The 21,856-nt window shown below is 54.8% G+C and carries 19 protein-coding genes; 7 read left to right on the top strand and 12 right to left on the bottom strand.

Going from position 1 to position 21,856, the window contains the following annotated elements; all coding sequences use genetic code 11:
* The first annotated feature begins 232 nt into the window (after positions 1–232).
* Entirely contained in the window at positions 233–643 is a 411-nt protein-coding gene (gene ibpA / locus BS640_RS20450) for a small heat shock chaperone IbpA (RefSeq protein WP_017490398.1), read from the top strand.
* A 123-nt stretch (positions 644–766) separates the two neighbouring features.
* Positions 767–1,216, top strand: coding sequence for a small heat shock chaperone IbpB (gene ibpB, locus BS640_RS20445; protein ID WP_017490397.1), 450 nt, complete (start codon positions 767–769; stop codon positions 1,214–1,216).
* 108 nt (positions 1,217–1,324) lie between these two features.
* Here ibpB and BS640_RS20440 read toward each other — a convergent pair whose 3' ends face one another.
* The 9 genes from BS640_RS20440 to BS640_RS20400 form a co-directional block, all read right to left on the bottom strand.
* Positions 1,325–2,584 (bottom strand): valine--pyruvate transaminase, encoded by a 1,260-nt coding sequence (locus BS640_RS20440; RefSeq protein WP_017490396.1) that lies wholly within the window; start codon positions 2,582–2,584, stop codon positions 1,325–1,327.
* Between the two features lie 179 nt (positions 2,585–2,763).
* A complete protein-coding gene (gene ghrB, locus BS640_RS20435) occupies positions 2,764–3,744 on the bottom strand; it encodes a glyoxylate/hydroxypyruvate reductase GhrB (RefSeq protein WP_017490395.1) in 981 nt (326 codons plus the stop codon).
* 94 nt (positions 3,745–3,838) lie between these two features.
* The gene (locus tag BS640_RS20430; protein ID WP_017490394.1) at positions 3,839–5,107 is read right to left on the bottom strand and encodes an MFS transporter; all 1,269 of its coding nucleotides are present in this window, start codon (positions 5,105–5,107) and stop codon (positions 3,839–3,841) included.
* Positions 5,108–5,198: 91 nt separating this feature from the next.
* The gene (locus BS640_RS20425) at positions 5,199–5,975 is read right to left on the bottom strand and encodes a sugar phosphate isomerase/epimerase family protein (RefSeq protein WP_017490393.1); all 777 of its coding nucleotides are present in this window, start codon (positions 5,973–5,975) and stop codon (positions 5,199–5,201) included.
* A gap of 252 nt (positions 5,976–6,227) precedes the next feature.
* Positions 6,228–7,265 carry a LacI family DNA-binding transcriptional regulator gene (locus BS640_RS20420; protein WP_084913244.1) on the bottom strand — a complete coding sequence of 346 codons (1,038 nt, stop codon included), beginning with the start codon at positions 7,263–7,265 and terminating at the stop codon, positions 6,228–6,230.
* A gap of 157 nt (positions 7,266–7,422) precedes the next feature.
* Positions 7,423–8,085 (bottom strand): OmpA family lipoprotein, encoded by a 663-nt coding sequence (locus BS640_RS20415; protein WP_017490391.1) that lies wholly within the window; start codon positions 8,083–8,085, stop codon positions 7,423–7,425.
* A 265-nt stretch (positions 8,086–8,350) separates the two neighbouring features.
* On the bottom strand, positions 8,351–8,788 hold the full coding sequence (locus BS640_RS20410; protein ID WP_017490390.1) for an N-acetyltransferase: 438 nt from the start codon (positions 8,786–8,788) through the stop codon (positions 8,351–8,353).
* Positions 8,785–9,351, bottom strand: coding sequence for a DNA-3-methyladenine glycosylase I (locus tag BS640_RS20405; RefSeq protein WP_084913245.1), 567 nt, complete (start codon positions 9,349–9,351; stop codon positions 8,785–8,787). Before BS640_RS20405 ends, BS640_RS20410 begins: the two co-directional genes overlap by 4 nt.
* 52 nt (positions 9,352–9,403) lie before the next feature.
* On the bottom strand, positions 9,404–10,744 hold the full coding sequence (locus BS640_RS20400; RefSeq protein WP_017490388.1) for an MFS transporter: 1,341 nt from the start codon (positions 10,742–10,744) through the stop codon (positions 9,404–9,406).
* 41 nt (positions 10,745–10,785) lie between these two features.
* Between BS640_RS20400 and BS640_RS22110 the strand changes: the two genes are divergently transcribed.
* The 4 genes from BS640_RS22110 to BS640_RS20385 all read left to right on the top strand — a co-directional run bounded on the left by BS640_RS22110 (position 10,786) and on the right by BS640_RS20385 (position 15,437).
* On the top strand, positions 10,786–10,938 hold the full coding sequence (locus BS640_RS22110; protein WP_017490387.1) for a hypothetical protein: 153 nt from the start codon (positions 10,786–10,788) through the stop codon (positions 10,936–10,938).
* Between the two features lie 97 nt (positions 10,939–11,035).
* Positions 11,036–11,950 carry a glycine--tRNA ligase subunit alpha gene (glyQ, locus tag BS640_RS20395; protein ID WP_017490386.1) on the top strand — a complete coding sequence of 305 codons (915 nt, stop codon included), beginning with the start codon at positions 11,036–11,038 and terminating at the stop codon, positions 11,948–11,950.
* Between the two features lie 9 nt (positions 11,951–11,959).
* Positions 11,960–14,029: a glycine--tRNA ligase subunit beta gene (gene glyS, locus BS640_RS20390; protein WP_084913243.1), complete on the top strand. Its 2,070-nt coding sequence runs from the start codon at positions 11,960–11,962 to the stop codon at positions 14,027–14,029.
* Positions 14,030–14,246: 217 nt separating this feature from the next.
* Positions 14,247–15,437, top strand: coding sequence for a trans-sulfuration enzyme family protein (locus tag BS640_RS20385; RefSeq protein ID WP_084913242.1), 1,191 nt, complete (start codon positions 14,247–14,249; stop codon positions 15,435–15,437).
* Here the strand turns inward: BS640_RS20385 and BS640_RS20380 are convergent.
* Positions 15,434–16,381 (bottom strand): GlxA family transcriptional regulator, encoded by a 948-nt coding sequence (locus BS640_RS20380; RefSeq protein ID WP_017490383.1) that lies wholly within the window; start codon positions 16,379–16,381, stop codon positions 15,434–15,436. The genes BS640_RS20385 and BS640_RS20380 overlap by 4 nt on opposite strands.
* Before the next feature lie 106 nt (positions 16,382–16,487).
* On the opposite strand from BS640_RS20380, the gene BS640_RS20375 reads away from it, so the two are divergent.
* Positions 16,488–17,165, top strand: a complete 678-nt coding sequence (locus tag BS640_RS20375; protein ID WP_084913241.1) for a DJ-1/PfpI family protein — start codon at positions 16,488–16,490, stop codon at positions 17,163–17,165.
* Here the strand turns inward: BS640_RS20375 and BS640_RS20370 are convergent.
* The gene (locus tag BS640_RS20370; protein ID WP_017493511.1) at positions 17,157–18,056 is read right to left on the bottom strand and encodes a Kdo hydroxylase KdoO; all 900 of its coding nucleotides are present in this window, start codon (positions 18,054–18,056) and stop codon (positions 17,157–17,159) included. The genes BS640_RS20375 and BS640_RS20370 overlap by 9 nt on opposite strands.
* Before the next feature lie 135 nt (positions 18,057–18,191).
* Positions 18,192–21,788, bottom strand: a complete 3,597-nt coding sequence (uca, locus tag BS640_RS20365) for an urea carboxylase (protein ID WP_084913240.1) — start codon at positions 21,786–21,788, stop codon at positions 18,192–18,194.
* Positions 21,789–21,856 lie beyond the last annotated feature (68 nt).

The raw sequence follows: 21,856 nt of genomic DNA, 5'->3' as shown, positions 1-21,856 counted from the left end.
GAATCGCGGCGATCGGTGAAAATCAGCCAGCATAAATCCTGCCAGGACCCCCAATGCGGTCTTTTTTTTAAATAAAAAAATTTTTTTTAGAGAACTTGAAATTTACTCTTTCAACGCCATTTTTATCATACGACGCTGCAAAAGAATACGCCGTTAGGGTATTTATGCGTTATCGATCTGTCCAAATGGAAGGTCTTTATTTTCCTCGCTGCAATATTAGGAGGCAGTTTTAATGCGTAATTTCGATCTCTCTCCACTGTACCGTTCTGCGATTGGTTTCGACCGACTGTTTAATCTGATCGAATCTGGTCAAAATCAGGGTGGGGGATACCCTCCATACAACGTTGAATTAGTTGACGAAAATAATTATCGCATCGCGATTGCCGTGGCAGGCTTCGCCGAGTCTGAATTAGATATCACCGCACAGGACAATTTGCTGGTGGTAAAAGGCGCACATACTCAAGCTCCCGCCGAGCGGACCTATTTATATCAGGGGATTGCCGAACGTAATTTCGAACGAAAATTTCAATTAGCGGAACATATTCACGTTAAATCGGCCAATTTGAGTAACGGTTTACTTTATATAGATTTGCAACGTGTCGTGCCGGAAGCCTCAAAGCCACGACGTATTGAAATTATCTAATTTTTTAAGCGTTTAATTAAAAAACAAACTTCTGTTTAGCCTGCCGTAAGGAGGCTGTGCCGCGGCATTGCGCCGGCGCACCGCAGAAGAATGTCATCATCTCGCTTCACTGAAGGAGTTAATATGCGTAACCACGATCTTTCACCACTTCTGCGTCAATGGATTGGCTTTGATAAATTAGCCAGCTCGCTGCAGGGTGGAGACCTCAATTTCCCCCCTTACAATATTGAGAAGTCAGACGATAATCACTATCGCATCTCCCTCGCGCTTGCCGGTTTTAAACAAAGCGAGCTTAATATCGAGGTTGAAGGTCCAAGGTTGACCGTCAGTGGTACACCGGCCGCGCCTGACAGCAAAGTGGAATATCTGCATCAGGGTCTGGTCTGTAAGGCATTTACCCTGAGCTTTACGCTGGCCGAGCATATGCAGGTATCGTCCGCCGAGTTCGTGAACGGTCTGCTGCACATCAGCCTGGTGCGCGATGTCCCACCGGCACTCCAGCCACAGCGTATCGCTATCGCGACCGATAATACCCCACCTGAAAATCGGGCGCTGGAAAATACGCCGCAGTAAGCCTTAACCGAGATTATTGGGCCGAATAGGCCAAAAAAAAACCGGAAGTGCCGCACAGGCCTTCCGGTTTTTTATTTACTAACATCATGAACCTGAGACGTCATTACCTCAGGCGATGCGATGTTCCTGATGTGCTCGCTCAATCTCTTCGGCGAGAATAGCCACACCGCGCTCAATCTGGCTCGCTTCTGGAACATAGTTCATGCGCATACACTGCTGGGTATGCGCCCATGGCTGCTCGAGTCCTGGGAAGAAGTAGTCGCCCGGTACCATTAGCACACCGCGCTGCTTAAGACGCTGGTAAAGTACCTCAGTGGTAATCGGCAAATCCTTGAACCACAGCCACAAAAAAATGGCGCCTTCCGGCTTGTGGATAAGGCAGCGTTCTTCCGGCAGATAACGACGCAGCGTGGCAATGGTTTCCTGCACGCGCTGATAGTAGAACGGCCTGATGACTTCCTGAGACAGTCGCAACAAATCGCCACGGGCAATCATTTCGCTGGCCATTGCAGGCCCCACGCTGCCCGGAGACAGGCTGATGATCCCATTCATATTACTGATTGCCTTGATGATTTTCTCATCGGCTACCACTATCCCACAGCGTGAACCTGGCAGGCCAAGCTTGGACAAGCTCATGCACAGGATAATGTTCGGGTTCCAAAGTGGCGTTGCATCGGTGAAGACAATCCCCGGGAAAGGCACGCCGTAGGCATTGTCGATGAGCAGCGGAATGTCGTGCTGCTGCGCCAGCGCGTCGAGGCGGAAAAGCTCTTCGTCGGTCAGCACGTTACCGGTCGGGTTGGTCGGACGCGATACGCAGATGAGGCCGATATCGTTACCGATATTCAAATGATCGAAATCGACGTGATATTTAAACTGACCTTCCGGTAACAGCTCAATGTTCGGCTTCGCCGAAACAAACAGGTCTTCTTCTACGCCTGCGTCCGCATAGCCCAGATATTCAGGTGCCAGCGGGAACAGAACCTTGCTCAGCGATCCGTCGCTGCGACGACCGGCGAACAGGTTAAACAGATAGAAGAACGCACTCTGGCTGCCGTTGGTGAGCGCGATATTGTCTGCGGTCAGTTCCCAGCCCTGTTCTTCATTGAGCATTTTAGCCAGCGCATGACGCAAAACGTCTTTGCCCTGTGGGCCATCATAGTTGCACAGCGCTTCGGCGAGTTTGCCCTCGGCCAGCATATCGCCCAGTAATTCCTGGAAATAGGCCTGCATCTCAGGAATTTGAGCCGGATTTCCACCGCCGAGCATCACTGCACCGGGGGTACGTAAACCGTCATTCATGTCGCCCATTAGGCGGGTAATGCCAGAAAAACGGGTAAATTTTTCGCCGAAAACAGAAAACGTCATAGCAAGCTTGTAGTGTTATCAGAAAGTGATGCCCACCTTAACGCCTGCGTCAAAGCAGTGCAATCGGATGAAGCACCAAGATGCAGATTCATGAAAAGAGAGGGCGAGAGACACTGGGGCGCGCCTCTGTCCCGTTGGGGTAACAGAGGTCGCGCCTTCAGCACTGGCGTACAAAAAAATCAGGATTTTTTCAGGTCTTTCGCGTTGACCACGAACTCGTTGGTCTCGCCTGACAGTGCGGTAATCAAGTTTTCTACCGCCAGTGCATCCATGTCATAACGGGTTTGTGCGGTCGCAGAGCCGATATGTGGCAGGGTGACCACGTTATCCAGCTTCAGCAGGCCAGAGTCTTTCGCCATGGGCTCTTTTTCATAAACGTCCAGACCGGCGGCGTAGATAGTGCCGTCTTTCAGCGCTTCAATCAGTGCCTGCTCGTCGATAACCGGACCGCGTCCTGCGCTTATCAGGATGCCGGTAGATTTCATCTTGGCGAACTGTTCTTTGCCGATGATGTGGAAAGTCTGATCGCTCAGCGGCAGGATAACGACAACGAAATCCGACTCAGCCAGCAGGGTGTCGAGCGAACATTTACGCGCGCCAAAACGTTCTTCGGCTTCGGCATGCTGGCTGCGTGCGTTGTAGAGAATCGGCATGTCGAAGCCGAGGTTGGCGCGCTGCGCCACCGCCAGACCGATGCGGCCCATGCCGACGATACCGAGCGTCTTATGGTGCACGTCCAGACCGAACCAGTCGGCTGGCGCGTTGCCATCCCATTCGCCGGCCTTGGTGCGGTTAGACAACTCAACCACGCGACGCGACGCGGCCAGCACCAGTGAGAACACCAGGTCGGCAACGGTATCGGTCAGGGCTGCTGGTGCGTTCAACAGCGGAATACCGCGACGGCTGAGTTCGGCGACGTCGAAACTGTCGAATCCGGCAGAGGCGGTTGAAACGGCGCGCAGGCGAGGCGCGTGGTCGATCAGTTCTTTGTTGATTGGGCCGCCGGACCCGATTAAACCTTCAGCCTGTTCCAGGGCTTCATAAACCTGCGTGCGGTTTTCGGCTGTAATTCCATTAAATTGAACGACTGAGTAGTGCTGTTCCAGGCGTTTAAGCAGATCGGCTGAGATTTTTTTGTAGAGGACAATAGACGGCTTCATTACTTACTCCATCAAGCTAGCGATTAGGTAGACTCTGCGTTTAGTAAAGCTGTTCGTTTAGAAATACAACTATCTGATTAAAATAAAGACTATTTTAGTGCGCCTCAAGCGGTTCCGACGTTTTTTCCGGTTTGACCATCAGGGTCAGGATGACGGAGACCAGCAAGGAGCTCGCCATAAAGATAAACGAGGCATTCGGACCCCCGGTGCTGCCGTTAAGGTAGCCAACGAACCAGGAACCGAAAAAGGAGCCGAGCGCGCCGAGGCTGTTGATTAACGCCATCGCGCCGCCCGACACGTTCTTGGGCAACATTTCAGGGATAATGGCGAAAAACGGACCATAAGGCGCATACATTGCTGCCCCCGCGATGACCAGCAGGCCGTAAGATATCCAGAAATTATGCTGACCGACGGCCCATGAGCCCAAGAAGGCTACGGCACCAATCAGTAATAACGGCCAGATGAACAGTTTGCGGTTACGCAGTTTATCGGAGGCCCATGACACCAGAATCATGGCAATTGTTGCGGCCAGATACGGGGCCGAAGAGAGCCAACCGGCCTCCACCATGCCCATCGATTTTCCGGCGCGCAGGATAGAAGGCAGCCATAAAACGAAGCCGTAAACCCCGATACTCCAGGTAAAATACTGAATACAGAGCAGAACGACATTGCGCGACCGGAACGCTTCACCGTAGTTAGCGACGGCCTTGATATTGTCCTGTTCCTCGGCCAGTGCATCGGCCAATGCCTGCTTCTCGTTCTTGCTCAACCAACTGACTTCTGAAGGTTTATCCTTGACCAGGAACCACCAGAAGAAAGCCCAGATCACCGCAGGTATCCCTTCAAAAATAAACATCTCACGCCAGCCAAAGGCGTGGATGAGGTAGCCCGAGAGCACCGACATCCACAGCACCGTGACTGGATTTCCCAAAATCAGAAAGGTATTGGCGCGCGATCGTTCCGACTGGGTAAACCAGTTGCTGATATACACCAGCAGGGCGGGCATGACCGCAGCCTCGACAATGCCGAGCATAAAACGGATGATCAACAGAGCCGGAACGCTGTTGACGATGCCGGTTAAAGACGCAAAAGCGCCCCACAGCACCAGACACCAGAAAACCAGTTTCTTGACGCTGCGTCTCTCGGCGTAAATCGTTCCCGGGATCTGAAAGAAGAAATAGCCGAGAAAAAACAGGGCGCCCAGCAGTGATGACATCCCTTTGGTCATGCCGAGATCTTCATTAATCCCGGCGGCGGCGGCAAAGCTGAAGTTAGAACGATCGACGTAGGCCAGACTGTAGGAGATAAAAATGATGGGCATTATGAACCACCAACGTTTGGCGGCTAATTTAACCTTGCTCATCTTTAGGCTCCTTTCCCTCAGAAAATTGGCAATATCGACACTTTTGGCTGCATTTATTGAAGATTTGACTCATCTTGCCACCTGATTATCGCTACGCTTCTTTCGCTTCCTTACGCAGTAATTCAACGTAATGGCGGGTCACGGCGGTGAGGTCATCGCCTTCTAAAGGAAATTCAATGCCGCGTGGGGCATGGCGTGGCAGGGCGTCCAACACAGGTTTCCAGCTGCCGTCGCTGTCGTCGAGCGCCACGGCATGGTATTTGCCATTGCGTTGTTCGGCGGCTTTCACATGCACATAGCTGACGTGTTCACGGAGTGTATTAGCGGCTTCCAGCGCGTCTTGTCCCACCCATAGCCAGTTAGCCATGTCAAAGGTCATCGCGACAGGAAGGTGCAAAGACTCTGCGGCAAAGAAGAAGGCATTCATCGGATGCAGGACACCGTTTTTGGTCTGGTCATTCTCTACCACCAGTTCAACGGCGTGCTGTTGGAGCAGAACTTTTAGCGGCGTAAGATCTTCACCCGGAACGAAAGCCCCCAGGGCAATCTTCAGCTTTCGTGCATCGAGGCTGTCGGCCTCAATAAGGAAGCTTTCCAGAGAAGGGTTAACCTTGCCGTCCTCCAGAAACAGCGATTCAGGGACCGAATAAAATGCAAACAGCCCGTGCTGGCGGATTTTTTCGCCGAGTACCTTGAGGTCGTTAACTTCTCCATCAGTAAACAGTTCACGGCGGATCTCGACGCCGTCGGCGCCGGCCTCGGCTATATGCTTGAGCAAAGGCGTTTGCCCGCCTAAATCTTTGACTGCCTGGTAGCCATAAGCAGCGGTAACAATAACGATTTCAGCCCCGTTCTCTGGTGTTTTCATGCCAATATCCTTAAAGCGACGTCGCGTTGTTTAAAATTTGAAAGATGGTCTGAGACCAGCGGATAGAAAATTCAAATAGCGCAGTAGACCCGATATTAAAGGTAGGCCAATTTTAATCACAGGCGTAGTTTCTGTTAACATTACGTTAACTGGAACCGGTACCAAGTGGAAGTTGCTTATCAGGAAAATAGGTTCTTGTGGGTCAAGAACGAGACAGCCGTCACGATTTTAGGCTGTCGTGTCGAGTGTGACTTAAATCGGTTGGGTTGAACCTCTAACGATCAGTTCACCCGAAAATGCATGTTCCTGGATAGGTTCGTCGCTTCCCTGAATGCGTTTCACCAGTTGCCCCAGGGCCGCGTATCCCATGTCGTAGGTGGGCTGTTTTAACGTGGTTATCCCGACACCGGCCAGTTCTGCCCATTCGAGATCGTCAAATCCCAGCAGACCCATATCCTTACCCCAGACTATGCCGATTTTTCGCATAGTGCGAGCGATGACCAGCGTCAGCGCACCGTTCACCGAGATGACCGCCCGTCGTTTGTCCGGATAGCGCTCGGTAAAATTCAGCAACAGTTTTTCCAGGCCGGCGCTGTCATTCAGCTCCACCTCACCCTGCTCGGCGAATTTTTGCGGCTCTTTCTGCATCTGTTTGAGGAAAGTATGCAGGCGCACGAGACGGGTATTGATGGTCACGGGCTCGCTGAGGAACAGAATGGCCTCAAAACCCTGATCCAAAAGATGCTGGGTCACTTCGGTCGTTGCCTCGGCATTGTTGAGGCCGATAACGTCGCAGGAGAAATTGGCCACTTTGCGGTCGATGAGCACCATCGGCAGCTGAGACTGTTGCAACGACGAGATGGCGTCTTCACGCATGCCGACCGCATTGACCACGATGCCGTCTACGCGATAGCTGCTGAGCAATTGCAGGTAATGTTTTTCCTGATTGAATTCGTTGTTAGTGTTACATACCAACAGCGTCAGACCCTGCTGGCGACAGGCGGCTTCAACGCCACGCATGACTTCGACAGAGTAGGGATTGGTAATATCGGCAATGATCAGGCCAATCAGGCGTGTTTCGCCACTTTTGAGGCTACGCGCCATCTGGCTAGGCTGATAGTCCAACAGGGCAATGGCCCGTTCGATACGTTCTTTCAACGCATCGGAAAGGAGATGCTGTTCCCCGTTCAAATAACGCGAAACGCTGGTTTTACCCGTTTTGGCGGCGCTGGCCACGTCCCTGATGGTTGCTCTGGGAGCTGGTGTCTGCGTTGTCTTAGCCCTGCTCACGCTGGATCTCCTGTGATGGTCGCCAGATAACCTGTTGCGATAATAGAGAAAAAGGGGTTTTCTGATAATTATCGAGACTAGCACAGTGCGGGGAGACAAAGGAGAAAACACCGGCATTTCTTGCCGGTGTTTAAGTAAAAACTTTTGTATTTGTCGATTACTGCATCGGGCTGAGCGTAATTTCTACGCGACGGTTCTGGGCCTTGCCTTCTGCCGTGCTGTTGGAGGCGATAGGGTTCGCCGGACCCGCGCCGGAGGTGTGTACGCGGCTGCCGGCAACGCCCTGAGTGATAAGCGCGCTGCCTACACCGTCTGCACGCTGCTGTGACAGTCGCATGTTGAGGTCGTGGCCGCCGGTGCTGTCGGTATAGCCGACGATGTTAACCGCGGTCTTGGGATACTCTTTTAATACCATCGCTACGCCGGTCAGCGTGTTGGCGCCCGCCGGTTTCAGCGTGCTGCTGTTGCTGTCGAAGGTGACGTTGTTTGGCATGTTCAGCACGATGTTATCGCCCTGGCGGGTAACGCTAACGCCGGTGCCTTTCATTTTGTCGCGCAGCTTGGCTTCCTGCACGTCCATGTAATAGCCTGCGCCGCCGCCGAGCGCCGCGCCTGCTGCTGCGCCAATCAGAGCGCCTTTGCCGCGGTCATGTTTAGATGAAGAAAGCATCCCCACACCGGCACCTAATACGGCACCAATCCCTGCGCCAATGCCGGATTTACCTGCTTCCTGCTCGCCGGTGTAAGGGTTGGTGGTACAGGCCGAGAGTCCCAGCGTAAGGCACAGACCGCTGGCAATAACGAGAATACGTTTATTCATTTTTATTTTTCCTTCAAGATAAATTCGGCTTGTTGATAACCGTCCGCGCTCTTTATGCGAGAAAAGCCAAAATTTATCACTCAGATAAATCCGCTTTGAGTGATATAGGAAAAACATTTAACTTTATTTACGTTACTCCGATTTATTTAATTAAATAGAAACATAGCGGGAGCATAAAAGATAAACCGCTTAATGCGTTGTGAATAATAAATATCATTAAAATAAGAGGGTGTTATTATTAAGTTAATATTAATAATTTGCTTCACTACAAGCTTTGCCAGCTCATCACCCACGTCGGCAGGCCGGTGCCGGGATGATGTGTATCGGTAATAACGCCAAATCCCTCCTTACGATAAAAAGCCACGGCACGATCGTTTTGTTGATAAACCTCAAGCAGCAGCTTTGAATAATAATTTTTTACTACCGACATTAATTCCTGCGCCAACCCGCTACCGTAAAATTCCTCAATGATAAATAACGCCCCAATAAACTGCTGATTTAGTACGCTGATGAAACCGACTATTTCTTTATTTTCTGCCCGGCAGGCAACCCAGGTACGGGCCTGAGGTAAAAAGGTTTCTTTGACCATCGCCGCACTTTCAAGCCAGTAACTTTCGCTGATAAAAGGGTGTGCTTTTATCGTGCTGCGTAGCCAGAGCAGCACTAATGCGTTGATATCTTGAGAGTCCGCGCGGCGGATCACGCAGTCATGCGTTGTGGATGGCATAGGCAGTTTGTCTGGTGATCGTTCACCAGGCCGCTGGCCTGCATAAACGCATAGCAGATTGTCGACCCAATAAACTTGAACCCGCGTTTTTTCAAGGCCTTGGACATGGCATCGGAAATCTCGGTTTTTGCCAACACCTCACCCGGACCCTGTGGGCTGTTAACGATGGGCTGGTGGTCAACGAACTGCCAGACAAAGGTTGAGAAGTCTTCGCCGCTGGCCTGCATCTCGAGCCAGGCTTTGGCATTGGTGATGATGGCCTGAATTTTACCGCGGTGACGGATAATCCCGCTTTCAAGCACCAGCGTCTCGACGTCCTGCTCGGTCATTTCGGCGATACGCTCAGGCACAAACTGGTGAAAGCAGCGGCGATAATTTTCACGTTTCCGTAGCACGGTAATCCATGAAAGTCCGGCCTGCTGACCCTCCAGACACAGCATTTCGAACAGCACGCGGCCGTCTTTTATCGGCACACCCCACTCTTTATCGTGATATTCAATATAAAGTGGATCGTTCGAGACCCAACTGCATCGTGTCATCGTCTTGCTCCCAAGATTGCGGAAAATGGCCTCCGCAATCTTGGTCTTAATGCTATTTTTCTGCAAGCGCTACCTGTTTACCCTGCGGCATAGGTTCCCGTTTTTTCATCCGTTTCTCAGGCTGTAGCAGGGTCATGCACAGCATGCTGCAAAAAGACACGGCCGCCGTCGCGGTGAACATCGCACCATAGCCGTGGTACTGCGCCAGATAGCCGCTTAACGTCGGCGCGAGTATCGACGCCACGTTGGCTATCGCCAGCGTCATGCCGCTGTAGGTGCCAACCGACGCCTTCGGCGAGACGTCAATCACCACCGACCAGTACAGGTTATTTACCAGAGCATTCAAGGCGTTGCCCAGAGTCATCAGCAGAATTATCTCGAACGGTGAGCTGGCGTAGGGAATAAGTACGAAACAGGTGGCGGTCAGCAGCAGCGTGACGGCGGCAAAAACGTTGCGCGCCAGACGCAGGTTGCCGGTTTTACGCAGCAGCGTATCGGCTATCTTGCCGCCGAGCAGCACGGTGAAGCAGGCGCCGGTCCAGGGGATCATCGCGACGTACCACAGGGAATGCAGGTCATAGTGGAAGGTATCCTGCAAATATTTAGGGCTCCAGGTGACCAGCACAAAGGTGACGTACAGGAACGAGAAATAGCCCAGTGCATTCAGCACCAGCGTACGGCTGGTAAAAAACGCCCACCACGGCTGGCGAGAGCCGGTATCCTGTACCTCTGCGTCTTGCGCGATAGCGGCCAGTTCTGCTGGCGTCACCTTAGGATGCTGCGCGGGGGTATCGGTAAACCCACGGGCAAACACGGCGATTGCCAGCAGCGAAAAGACGCCCAGTACAATAAACATCGTGCGCCAGTCGTGGGTAAGCAGCAGTAAACCTACCGCCAGGGGCGCGGTCAGCAGCGCACCAACCTGGGTGCTTAGCAGCCCAATGCCCAGTGAGAAGCCGCGCTCTCTGCGTGGTGCCCAATGGGCAATAGTCTTGTTCATCAACGCGTAGGCCGGCCCTTCCGAGAAGCCAAACAGAATACGCAATACCGCAAAGCCCATGATTGCCGAGCCGCCGAACAGTGCGACCCCAAGCTCACCGGCCCACGCGGTGCCAATTTCCAGCAACGACCACAGGCCGCCGGCGATAAGCCAAACTTTTTTGGTCCCGATTCTGTCGGCCAGCAATCCCCCGCAGAGAGAACCAAACAGGTAACCAAAGCCGAAATATCCGAGCACTGCGCCGAGCTGGAGTTTAGTGAAGTGGTATTCGGCCGAAATATCATTGGCCGCAAAGGAGAGCGCGCCGCGATCGATGTAGTTGATCAAGGCGATAAAAAAGACCATCGCGAAAATGCGATAGCGGTAATGGCTCTGATTGTGTTCGGTTGACATAGGCTTGCCTCCTTAGCGTTCGCGTTATAAGGAGGCTAGCAATGTTGATGCCAGTCAGGCACGGCGGGGCAAATAAACGCCTGCGCGACCGGATTACGGGCACTCGTCGTCCCGACGCCGGGCTATGCCTGGTTGCCTTGCGCCTTAATGTGGCAAACGGCGGACCATTTGGTCTGTTTTATGCCTTTTTGTGAGGCAGAGAAAGTCGGAAGCGGTAGCTGATTATCTTCCGTGCAGCGGGTATACTGTCCGACTCTTTATAAACTCACTTGTCTCGCGTGCGAAACCAACATGCAAAAGTTTGATACCAAGACCTTTCAGGGCCTGATCCTGACGCTTCAGGATTACTGGGCACAACAGGGCTGTACTATCGTTCAGCCATTGGATATGGAAGTCGGCGCGGGAACTTCCCACCCGATGACTAGCCTGCGCGCGCTAGGCCCGGAGCCGTTTGCTGCCGCCTACGTTCAGCCTTCCCGTCGTCCTACCGACGGCCGTTATGGCGAAAACCCTAACCGCCTGCAGCACTATTATCAGTTCCAGGTGATGATCAAACCTTCGCCTGAAAACATTCAGGAGCTCTACCTCGGCTCGCTGAAAGAGCTGGGTCTGGATCCTACCGTTCACGATATCCGCTTCGTAGAAGACAACTGGGAAAACCCGACGCTTGGCGCCTGGGGTCTCGGCTGGGAAGTGTGGCTGAACGGGATGGAAGTGACGCAGTTTACCTATTTCCAGCAGGTCGGCGGCCTTGAGTGCAAGCCGGTTACCGGTGAAATCACCTACGGTCTCGAGCGTTTGGCGATGTACATTCAGGGCGTAGACAGCGTTTACGACCTGACGTGGAGCGATGGCCCGCTGGGTAAAACCACTTACGGCGACGTGTTCCATCAGAACGAAGTGGAGCAATCCACCTATAACTTCGAATACGCCGACGTAGACTTCCTGTTCCACAGCTTTGAACAGCACGAGAAAGAAGCGCAAAAGCTGCTGGCTCTCGAGAATCCGCTGGCTCTGCCTGCCTACGAGCGTATTTTGAAAGCGGCGCACTGCTTCAACCTGCTGGACGCGCGCAAGGCCATCTCCGTGACCGAGCGTCAGCGCTATATTCTGCGCATCCGTACCCTGACCAAGATGGTGGCCGAAGCCTACTACGCTTCCCGCGAGGCGCTGGGCTTCCCGATGTGCAAAAAGAACGAGAAGTGAGAAACAGTGATGACTGAAAAAACATTTCTGGTGGAAATCGGCACGGAAGAGCTGCCACCAAAGGCGCTGCGTAGCCTTGCCGAATCTTTCGCGGCCAATCTGACCGCTGAGCTGGACGCGGCCAATCTGGCACACGGCGCGGTTGAGTGGTTTGCTGCACCGCGTCGTCTGGCGGTAAAAGTTGCCAACCTCAGCGCGGCGCAGGCCGATCGCGAAGTCGAGAAACGCGGTCCTGCGATTGCTCAGGCGTTTGACGCCGAAGGTAACGCCACCAAAGCGGCCGAAGGCTGGGCGCGCGGCTGTGGAATCACCGTCGAACAGGCCGATCGTCTGGTGGGCGACAAAGGCGAGTGGCTGGTTTATCGTGCACACGTTAAGGGCGAGAGCGCTCAGGCGCTGCTGCCAGCGATGATAGCGACTTCCCTGCAAAAACTGCCTATTCCAAAACTGATGCGTTGGGGCGACTCCGACGTGCAGTTCGTGCGTCCGGTTCACACCGTGACCCTGCTGCTGGGTGACGAGCTTATTGCCGGTACTATTCTGGGCATCGACTCTGCGCGCACCGTTCGTGGTCACCGCTTTATGGGCGAGTCCGAATTCACTATCGACAACGCCGACCAGTATCCGCAAATTCTGCTCGAGCGCGGCAAGGTGATTGCCGACTACGAGCAGCGTAAAGCCGTCATCAAGCAGGGCGCTGAAGCGGCTGCCGCCGAGATTGGCGGTATCGCCGACCTGAGCGACAGCCTGCTGGAAGAAGTGACCTCACTGGTTGAATGGCCGGTCGTGCTGACCGCGAAATTCGAAGAAAAATTCCTGGCCGTCCCTGCGGAAGCGCTGGTTTACACCATGAAGGGTGACCAGAAGTATTTCCCGGTGTACGACGCCGCCGGAAAACTGCTGCCGAACTTCATCTTCGTTGCCAACGTCGAGTCGAAAGACCCGCAGCAGATAATCTCCGGTAACGAGAAAGTGGTTCGTCCGCGTCTGGCCGATGCCGAGTTCTTCTTCAACACAGACCGTAAAAAGCGTCTTGAAGACAATCTGCCGCGCCTTGAGACCGTGCTGTTCCAGAAACAGCTGGGCACGCTGCGTGACAAGACCGACCGTATTCAGGCGCTGTCTGGGTGGATAGCCGATAAAATCGGTGCCAATGTCGAGAACGCCAGGCGCGCAGGTTTGCTGTCTAAATGCGACCTGATGACCAACATGGTATTCGAGTTCACCGACACGCAGGGCGTGATGGGCATGCACTATGCCCGTCACGACGGCGAAGCGGAAGAAGTTGCCGTTGCGTTGAACGAACAGTATCAGCCGCGTTTTGCCGGTGATCAGCTGCCTGAATCGCTGGTGGCCTGTGCGCTGGCGATCGCTGACAAGATGGACACCCTGGCCGGTATCTTCGGCATCGGGCAACATCCGAAGGGCGACAAAGACCCGTTTGCGCTGCGTCGTGCCGCGCTAGGCGTGCTGCGTATCATCGTTGAAAAGAACCTGCCTCTGGATCTGCAAACGCTGACCGAAGAAGCGGTACGTCTGTATGGCGACAAGCTGACCAACGAGAAAGTCGTCGATGACGTTGTCGATTTCATGCTGGGTCGTTTCCGTGCCTGGTATCAGGAAGAAGGCCACGCGGTTGACACCATTCAGGCCGTGCTGGCTCGTCGTCCGACCAAACCGGCCGACTTTGACGCTCGCGTTAAGGCCGTGACCTACTTCCGCACCCTGGACGAAGCGGCAACGCTGGCTGCGGCCAACAAGCGCGTGTCTAACATTCTGGCAAAATCGAACGAGGCCCTTTACGACCAGGTTCACGCGTCGGTATTGAAAGAGCCGTCTGAGGTGAAGCTGGCAACCCACCTGGTGGTCCTGCGCGACAAGCTCGAGCCACTGTTTGTTGCGGGTCAGTATCAGCAAGCGCTGGTTGAACTGGCTGCTCTGCGCGAGCCGGTCGACGCCTTCTTTGACGGCGTGATGGTGATGGCTGAAGACGAAGCGGTGCGTATCAATCGTCTGACGCTGTTGAGCAAACTGCGCGAGCTGTTCCTGCAGGTGGCGGATATCTCTGTCCTGCAATAAGCTCGCCGATTATTGAAAAACCCGGTTCCGGCCTTGTGTCCGAATCGGGTTTTTTTTGCCTGCTGTTTATGATTTGGACGTACGGATTTCTAGCCGCCCCGCACTTAATCTTCTTATTGATATTCATATCGAATATAAGAGCTGTACTACTTATTCACGGCCTTACATCCTGCTACCATAATTCTTAATTGGCCAAATTTAATAAACAGGATGCCCTATGAAAAAGTCAGGTAATCACGCGTCACTCGGTATGCGCACGCTGGCCGTTCACGGCGGACAACACCCGGACGCGCAAAGCGGGGCGATCACCACCCCTATCACGGCCACCTCTTCCTTCTCTTACGGCGACTTCGACAGCGGTGAACGTCGTTTTAGCGGTGAAGAGCCGGGTTATATGTACAGCCGTTTTGGCAATCCCACGGTCACGGCCTTTGAGGAGCGAATGGCGGTGCTTGAGGACGCCGAGTCGGCGGTGGCGTGCGCCAGTGGTATGGCAGCGGTGAGTGCGACCCTGTTTGCGCTGCTCAAAAGCGGCGACGAGATTATTCATATTGGCGCGCTGTATGGCGGAACCGAAGGGCTGATTCGCAATCTGCTGCCGCGCTACGGCATCAAACCTGTGTTTGTGCCCGATCTCGACGCATTGAAAGCGGCCTTCACCGAAAAAACCAAAATGGTGTTCGTTGAAACGCCTGCCAATCCGGTGATGGGTATCCTCTCGCTGGAAGAGGTCGCGCGTTTATGCCGTGAGGCCGGGGCGGTCAGCGTGGTCGATAACACCTTTGCTACGCCTTATCTTACCCGTCCACTGCAGTTGGGCATCGACGTGGTGCTGCACTCGGCGACCAAATATATCAGCGGTCACGGCGATGCGACCGGCGGTGTTGTCGCTGGGCGACGCGAGCTTATCGATCCTATCCGAACGCTGTGCCTGAAGCAGTTTGGTGGTTGTCTAAGCCCGTTCGAGGCGGCGCTGATGACCCGTGGATTAAAAACCTTGCCGCTGCGCGTAGAAGCCAGCTCCCACAGCGCGCAAAAAATTGCCGAATACCTCAATGAGCATCCGGCGATTGCCGCCGTATTTTATCCGGGCCTGAAGACTCATGCCGGCTATGAGGTCGCACGCAAACAGATGAAGCTGTTCGGCGGTATTATGGCGGTAGAATTGAAGGGAGGACGCGGCGCTGCACGGCAGTTCCTCGACAAGCTGACGTTGGTCACACAGGCCGTGTCACTGGGGGACACCGACTCGCTGGCCTGTCACCCTGCCAGCACAACGCACAGCGCGGTTCCTGAGAAAATTCGTCTCGAGAGTGGTATCACCGAAGGACTGGTGAGGATCAGTATCGGCATCGAGGACACCGAAGACCTGATTGCCGATTTTGAGCAAGCGTTGGAAGGACTCTAACCGCGCTGTGCCAGCCGTCTCAATCCCTGTGGCGGCTGGCCGGTAAGGCGTATAAACGCCCGCCGCATTCTTTCGGGATCAACGAATCCCACCTGACGGGCGACAACCTCTAGCGTCTCGTGGCCGCATTCGATGCGTTCGCGGGCGGCTTCGACGCGCAGCTGTTCGATGATTTTGGCCGGAGTTTGCCCGGTTTCGCTGCGAAAAAGTCGTCCAAACTGACGCAGGCTCAGGCAGGCTGCATCGGCCAAATCACCCACCGACAAGGGGGCTGCAAGATGTTCACGCGCATAGCTCAGGGCCATGCGTATGCGATCCGAACTTGGGTCTAACGCTTGTAAAACCGAAAACTGCGACTGGCCGCCCGCACGGCGTTGGTAAACCACCAGCTGGCGTGCCGTACTCGCCGCGACCTCGCGACCTTCATCCTGTTCAATCAGCGCCAACGCCAGATCGATACCGGCAGAGATCCCCGCCGACGTCCAGAGTCTGCCTTGCTGGATAAAAATCTTGTCCTGATCGACTCGAATTGCCGGAAAACACCGTTGCAGCCTCTGCGCCTTTGACCAGTGTGTCGTCACGCGTTTGTCGTCAAGCAGACCGGTGGCCGCAAGGATAAACGCTCCCGAGCAGACGCTAGTCACGCGCCGCCCGAGGCGATACTGATGGCGCAAAAAATCCTGTATTTGGGCATTGTTCATGGCTGCCATGACCCCGCGCCCCCCGGCTATGACCAGCGTGTCGAAATGCCTTTGGTTATCCAGCGGTTCACTCATTACCTCGATTCCCGGCGTACTTTTCACTAATCCGCCGTCGACGGAGAGAGCGTGACACTGGTAAAGCGGGGAGGGCAGATCGCGGGAGACGGTATCAAACGCCGTCAGTGGGCCGGCAAAATCGAGCAGGTTGAAGTCGGGAAAGATAATAAAGCCGAGCTGTCGCATGAGCCTATACCTCAGGTAAATGGCGCTTTTTGAGGGAACTATGACCTTTAGGTCAAATGTAGATCGGTTAGGTTAAGTAGAACAACCTAATTAACAGGAGTCGATGATGAATAAACCTTTAACCGTGGTGTTTCCGCTGTATCCCGGCGTGACGCAGCTGGACTTCACCGGTCCCTGGCAGGTGCTGATGCATTTGCCGGGTGCGCGGTTGATTGCCGCCTCGCTCGGCGGTGAAAGCATTGTCTCGGAGGGCCTGAATTTTGCCAGCCTCCAGCCACTGGAAAGTCTGACCGAGTGCGACGTGCTTTGTGTACCGGGCGGGGGAGGCTGCACCGACGCGATGAAAAATCCCGATTTTATCAGCCATATCCAAAGGCTTGCGGACAACGCGACCTATGTAACTTCAGTCTGTACCGGCTCACTGATTCTGGCGGCAGCGGGAATACTCAGGGGAAAACGCGCCGCCTGCCATTGGATGTATCTCGATACGCTGGCGTGGTTTGGTGCTATTCCCGTGTCGGAGCGGGTGGTGCGCGACGGCAATATCTTCAGCGGAGGCGGCGTAACGGCGGGGATTGATTTTGCGCTGACCCTGGTTGCGGAGCTTGCCGGTGAGGAACGGGCGCAGCGCATTCAGCTGGGGCTGGAGTACGCCCCCGCGCCGCCTTTCAACGCCGGACATCCTGACGTGGCTCCGGCGGCGCTGGTAGCGCAGCAGCTGGCTTCAACGGCGGCGCTGCGTGAACGCCGCCGGCAAATCATCCAGGAAATCAGCCTACAGTAGGCGTTTGTTGGTTATCCGTTGCAGCGTGCGCAGGGGGGACGCGTCCGGATTGTGCATGTCTTTCACCGACAGCAGGAAGGTCTGCTCCAGCATAAACTGGCCCGACATCGCAGCGTGCGGCGTCTGGTCAGAGAAACATATCCAGCTGCTGCCCGGCGGGAAGCGCTGGGTAATCTGCTGGCCATTTTTCTGGTAGTTGTCGTCCGACTTCATCTTGTCGTGCATCTGCAACATCAGATGGTCGTAGTGGCTGCGCGGCGTTTTGGTGATATGCAACTTATGCTGTAGCCAGCTTTTGAACGGAGAGAAACCGGCCAGCTTCGGTAAATATCTTTCTGCGAGCTGCGGGAACGGTTCCCCAATGCGCCAAACCCGGTCTTCACCGTGGGGATTGATGTTGGTGAAAATGCGCAGGATACGTTCGCCGTAATTCGGGCGCGAAGGAAAAGCGTCAACGTGCAGACGGCTGTCATCTTTTCGCCAGGAACTCTTGTTGCGCCATTCACTGACCGGGTGCAAACGTAAACTATTGACCGGTCTGCGCAAAACACTCTGATATTCAGGCAGAACAGTGTCTATCAACGCACTACAGGCCTGATAGTAGTCTTCCAGCAGTTTTCTTACCTGTGGCTCTTTCTCCGAATTGGCAACGCCCTTAATCTGGTGTCTGCCCACGTCATAGCTGATGTTTTTTCTTTTTGGATCAACCAGAGCGGGGTCCAGCAGGCTTTGTTGCTGTGTATTCAATGGATAGCCAAGATGAGGGAAAAATAAAATCTTACCCTGCTCAAGCTCCTCTACGGCTGAAGAAATTGCTCCAGTTTTGGCTCTCCAGTCATCATTTGGGAAGGTAATGATGGATTGCGTGTCCAATTGATTCTTTTCGGCCATCTTTCTCTAAGTCGCCACTCAAATTATTGTTTATGAATACAAGCATAGTTAAATAAATCACATTGCACGAAAAGAGCGATAAATAGCATGAAAAAATGTGATGTGCGCCGCCCAGTGGGCATGGGCGGCCTTATTCTACTCTTCTACGATCAACAGCGTTTGTCCGGCCTGAACCTGCGAGCCGGGCTGACGAGTCAGACTCTTCACCGTACCGCTGACCGGCGAAGAAATCGGGATCTCCATTTTCATCGACTCCAGGATCCCGAGCGTTTGACCCAATGATACTTTATCGCCTGGTTTCACGAGCCATTGCCACACGTTGCCGGCGACATGGCTGTCAATGCCGTGGCAGCCCTCGGGGATCGCCTGTTCAGGCTCCAACGACGCTTCCTGCAAACTGCTGTCAAAGGTGAACTGTCCGTCTGCACGCCAGCGCGCCAGCTCTTGGTCGAATGCCTGCTGTCGCTTAAGCTGAAACGCGGTAATTTCCGACTGCTGCGTCGCCAAAGCGGCCTGATACTCGTCGAGGCGGAATTTGCCCTCCTCGGTGCGCAGCGGATAATCGCCATACGGGAAGTTCTGGCGAATCGTCTTCAGCTCCTCGGCGCTCACCGGATAAAAACGAATCTGATCGAAAAACCGCAGCAGCCAGGGTTGTACAAAGGCCTCGGTCTGCCGGTCACGGTTCCACATTTGCAGCGTACGGCCCACGAACTGATAGCCACCGGGGCCTTCCATGCCGTAGACGCACAGGTAGGCACCGCCGATGCCGACCGAGTTTTCTGCCGTCCAGGTGCGTGCCGGGTTGTATTTGGTGGTGACCAAGCGATGGCGCGGATCCAACGGCGTAGCGACCGGCGCACCCAGATAAACGTCGCCGAGCCCCATGACCAGATAGCGGGCGTTAAACAGAGTTTCCCGCACCTCTTCAACACTGCTTAGACCGTTGATTCGGCGTATAAATTCGATATTGCTCGGGCACCAGGGTGCTCCGGGGCGAACGGACTGAGTGTATTTCTCGATAGCTTCACGGCAGGCGTCGTCGTCCCAGCTGAGCGGCAGCCAGACGGTGCGTGAAGGCACCTCGGCCTGCTGTAAATCGCCAAGTGAGGCTTCTGCCTGCTGTAGATGGCTGATCAAGGCGTCGCGCGGGCAAAGCAGGCTATCAAAATGAATTTGCAGCGATCGAATGCCGGGCGTCAGTTCCAGCACGCCCGCCAATCGGTTGTTTTCCAACCACTGCATCAGGGCATGAGCGCGAAATCTCAGGGCAATATCCAAAATCGGATCGCCATATTCCACCAAAATAAATCGATCGCCTGCGGCGAGATAGCTCACCGACGGCAGCGCATCCTGCGCTGCGCGGTGCCATAACAGTGGATTTTGTAAAATTGTCGCGATCCCAGCCTTCGGCTGGGAGTGCAGCGTTGAGAGTTCCACCTCAGCATCGCGCGCCAACCGGTCGGCATCCTCAAGCGACACGGGCACAAACCTTATCCTGTCGCCGGATTTTAATTGCCCGAGCTGCCACAGATCTGCCTGAATCACCGTGGCCGGGCAGACAAAGCCGCCGAGCGAAGGACCGTCGGGGCCGAGGATTACCGGCATATCACCGGTAAAATCCACGGTTCCAAAGGCATAGGCGTTGTCGTGGATATTGGACGGGTGCATACCCGCTTCGCCGCCGTCACTGCGCGCCCATTCGGGTTTAGGGCCGATCAGGCGAATGCCAGTGCGGCTGGAGTTGTAATGCACCTGCCAGACGGCGTCGAAAAATGCCGCAATATCTTGCTCGGTGAAAAATTTCGGCGCACCCTGCGGGCCATAAATGACCCGCTGGGTGCGCACCTCGTGCCACTCTGGCAGCAAGCTGATCGGTAGGGACTTTCGCTCTGTTAAACGCGGCGCGGCGAGGTGCAGCACGTCACCGCTGCGCAGTTGTCTGCCTGCATGACCGCCGAACTTGCCGAGCGTGAAAGTACTGCGACTGCCGAGATAGCGTGGGCAGTCGATGCCACCCGCCAGCAGCAAATAGCTGCGGCAGCCCTCACCCTCGACCGGACCTAGCGCCAGCGTTTGCCCGGCGTGCACGGTACAGACTTGCCACATCGACAGTTTCTCGCCGTCGAGACGGGCGTCGATCTCTGCTCCGCTGATGACAATAGCGCAGTCGCGATTAAAGCGCAGCGTCGGGCCCCGTAAGGTGATTTCCAGTCCCGCTGCCTGCTCGTCGTTGCCGAGCAGGCGGTTGCCCAAACGAAATGAGCGGCTGTCGAACGGACCCGAAGGCGGTACTCCTACGTGCCAATAACCGCAGCGGCCTGGTGCATCCTGAATACTGGTCAATGTGCCGGGCGTGAGTACGTCAAAGGTGGCCGGGCGATAGTCTACGCCCGCCAGCGTCGCCGTGATCACCTCCCCCTTGATAACGGCGGGCTGTGCGAGCAGATGACGCAGATAATCAAGATTGGTTTCAATGCCATAGAGTTCAGTATCGCGTAGCGTTTGGTTCAATGCCGCCAGCGCCAGTGGCCGATTTTCGGCATGAATGATGACTTTGGCGAGCATCGGGTCATAGAAAGGAGAAACCTCACAACCGCTGTCAATCCAGCCGTCGATGCGCAGCTGAGCGCCGTCGGGTGCGAGCGGAAAACTGACGTGGCTTAACAACCCCGCGCAGGGTTGGAAATGTTTGGCCGGGTCTTCGGCATAGAGGCGTACCTGGACAGCGTGGCCCTGCGGCGTCAGGTTGGCGAACGCTGAGAGCGGCGGCAGGCAGTCAGCGCCGAGCTGTACCATCCAGCTGACAATATCCACGCCATAAATCTGCTCGGTAACGCCGTGCTCTACCTGTAAACGGGTGTTCACCTCGAGAAAATAAAACTGCTCACTGCCGACGTCGTAAACGTATTCTACCGTGCCAGCGCTGCGATAGTTGACCGCTTTACCCAGACGCACCGCGGTCTGTTGCAGCGCCTCACGCACTGGCTGCGGCAGGTTCGGGGCAGGCGTTTCTTCGATGACCTTCTGATTTCGGCGCTGAGCGGAGCAGTCCCTTTCACCGAGCGCAATAACGTTTCCTGCGCCGTCACCAAAGATTTGCACCTCGATATGTCGAGCTTTGGCGACAAATTTCTCTAAAAATACGCCATCATCGGCGAAATTATTGCCTGCGAGGCGTTTAACGCGAGTGAATGCCTCACTGAGGCTGGCGGCGTCGTCGCAGCGCTGCATGCCTATACCGCCGCCCCCTGCGGTGCTCTTGAGCATGACCGGATAACCAATCTCGTCGGCGCTTTGCAGCGCCTGCAGTAAATCTATCAGCAATCCACTGCCCGGGAGCAGCGGAACCTGGCATTTCTCCGCCAGCTGACGGGCGCTGTGTTTGAGGCCAAAAGCGGCCATCTGCGCGGCGGTTGGTCCGAGAAACACCACACCTTCGGCAGTGCAACGCTCGACGAAAGCGGCGTTTTCGCTGAGAAATCCGTAACCGGGATGAATTGCCTGTGCGCCGCACTGATGCGCGATAGCCAGCAATTTATCCTGATTGAGGTAAGTGTCGCGCACGCTGCCCGCCCCGAGGCAGAAGGCCTCATCGGCCTGGCGAACGTGCAGTGAATGCTGGTCGGCCTCGGCGTAGACCGCCACGGCGCGTACGCCCAACTGCTTGAGGGTGCGGATGATGCGCACCGCAATGGCGCCACGATTGGCAATCAGAACGCATTTAAACATGGTTGACTCTCTGTGCGACGGGCAGGTCGTCCTGCTGTATTGCTGTTGCGTGGCATTTTGCGGGTCGT

Source organism: Rouxiella badensis, from assembly GCF_002093665.1.
GTDB lineage: Bacteria > Pseudomonadota > Gammaproteobacteria > Enterobacterales > Enterobacteriaceae > Rouxiella > Rouxiella badensis.
The sequence above is the reverse complement of the archived record's forward strand: the minus strand, read 5'-3'. Positions and strand labels throughout refer to the sequence as shown.

Excerpts from the sequence above, each read along its gene's own strand:
- ibpB (WP_017490397.1), top strand. The coding sequence starts at position 767 with ATGCGTAACCACGATCTTTCACCACTTCTGCGTCAATGGATTGGCTTT.
- BS640_RS20425 (WP_017490393.1), bottom strand. The coding sequence starts at position 5,975 with ATGAAAACACCAGAGAACGGGGCTGAAATCGTTATTGTTACCGCTGCT.
- uca (WP_084913240.1), bottom strand. The coding sequence starts at position 21,788 with ATGTTTAAATGCGTTCTGATTGCCAATCGTGGCGCCATTGCGGTGCGC.
- BS640_RS20380 (WP_017490383.1), bottom strand. The coding sequence starts at position 16,381 with ATGCGACAGCTCGGCTTTATTATCTTTCCCGACTTCAACCTGCTCGAT.
- ghrB (WP_017490395.1), bottom strand. The coding sequence starts at position 3,744 with ATGAAGCCGTCTATTGTCCTCTACAAAAAAATCTCAGCCGATCTGCTT.
- BS640_RS20400 (WP_017490388.1), bottom strand. The coding sequence starts at position 10,744 with ATGTCAACCGAACACAATCAGAGCCATTACCGCTATCGCATTTTCGCG.
- BS640_RS20385 (WP_084913242.1), top strand. The coding sequence starts at position 14,247 with ATGAAAAAGTCAGGTAATCACGCGTCACTCGGTATGCGCACGCTGGCC.
- BS640_RS20440 (WP_017490396.1), bottom strand. The coding sequence starts at position 2,584 with ATGACGTTTTCTGTTTTCGGCGAAAAATTTACCCGTTTTTCTGGCATT.
- glyQ (WP_017490386.1), top strand. The coding sequence starts at position 11,036 with ATGCAAAAGTTTGATACCAAGACCTTTCAGGGCCTGATCCTGACGCTT.
- BS640_RS20405 (WP_084913245.1), bottom strand. The coding sequence starts at position 9,351 with ATGACACGATGCAGTTGGGTCTCGAACGATCCACTTTATATTGAATAT.
- glyS (WP_084913243.1), top strand. The coding sequence starts at position 11,960 with ATGACTGAAAAAACATTTCTGGTGGAAATCGGCACGGAAGAGCTGCCA.
- BS640_RS22110 (WP_017490387.1), top strand. The coding sequence starts at position 10,786 with ATGTTGATGCCAGTCAGGCACGGCGGGGCAAATAAACGCCTGCGCGAC.
- BS640_RS20375 (WP_084913241.1), top strand. The coding sequence starts at position 16,488 with ATGAATAAACCTTTAACCGTGGTGTTTCCGCTGTATCCCGGCGTGACG.
- ibpA (WP_017490398.1), top strand. The coding sequence starts at position 233 with ATGCGTAATTTCGATCTCTCTCCACTGTACCGTTCTGCGATTGGTTTC.
- BS640_RS20430 (WP_017490394.1), bottom strand. The coding sequence starts at position 5,107 with ATGAGCAAGGTTAAATTAGCCGCCAAACGTTGGTGGTTCATAATGCCC.
- BS640_RS20370 (WP_017493511.1), bottom strand. The coding sequence starts at position 18,056 with ATGGCCGAAAAGAATCAATTGGACACGCAATCCATCATTACCTTCCCA.
- BS640_RS20415 (WP_017490391.1), bottom strand. The coding sequence starts at position 8,085 with ATGAATAAACGTATTCTCGTTATTGCCAGCGGTCTGTGCCTTACGCTG.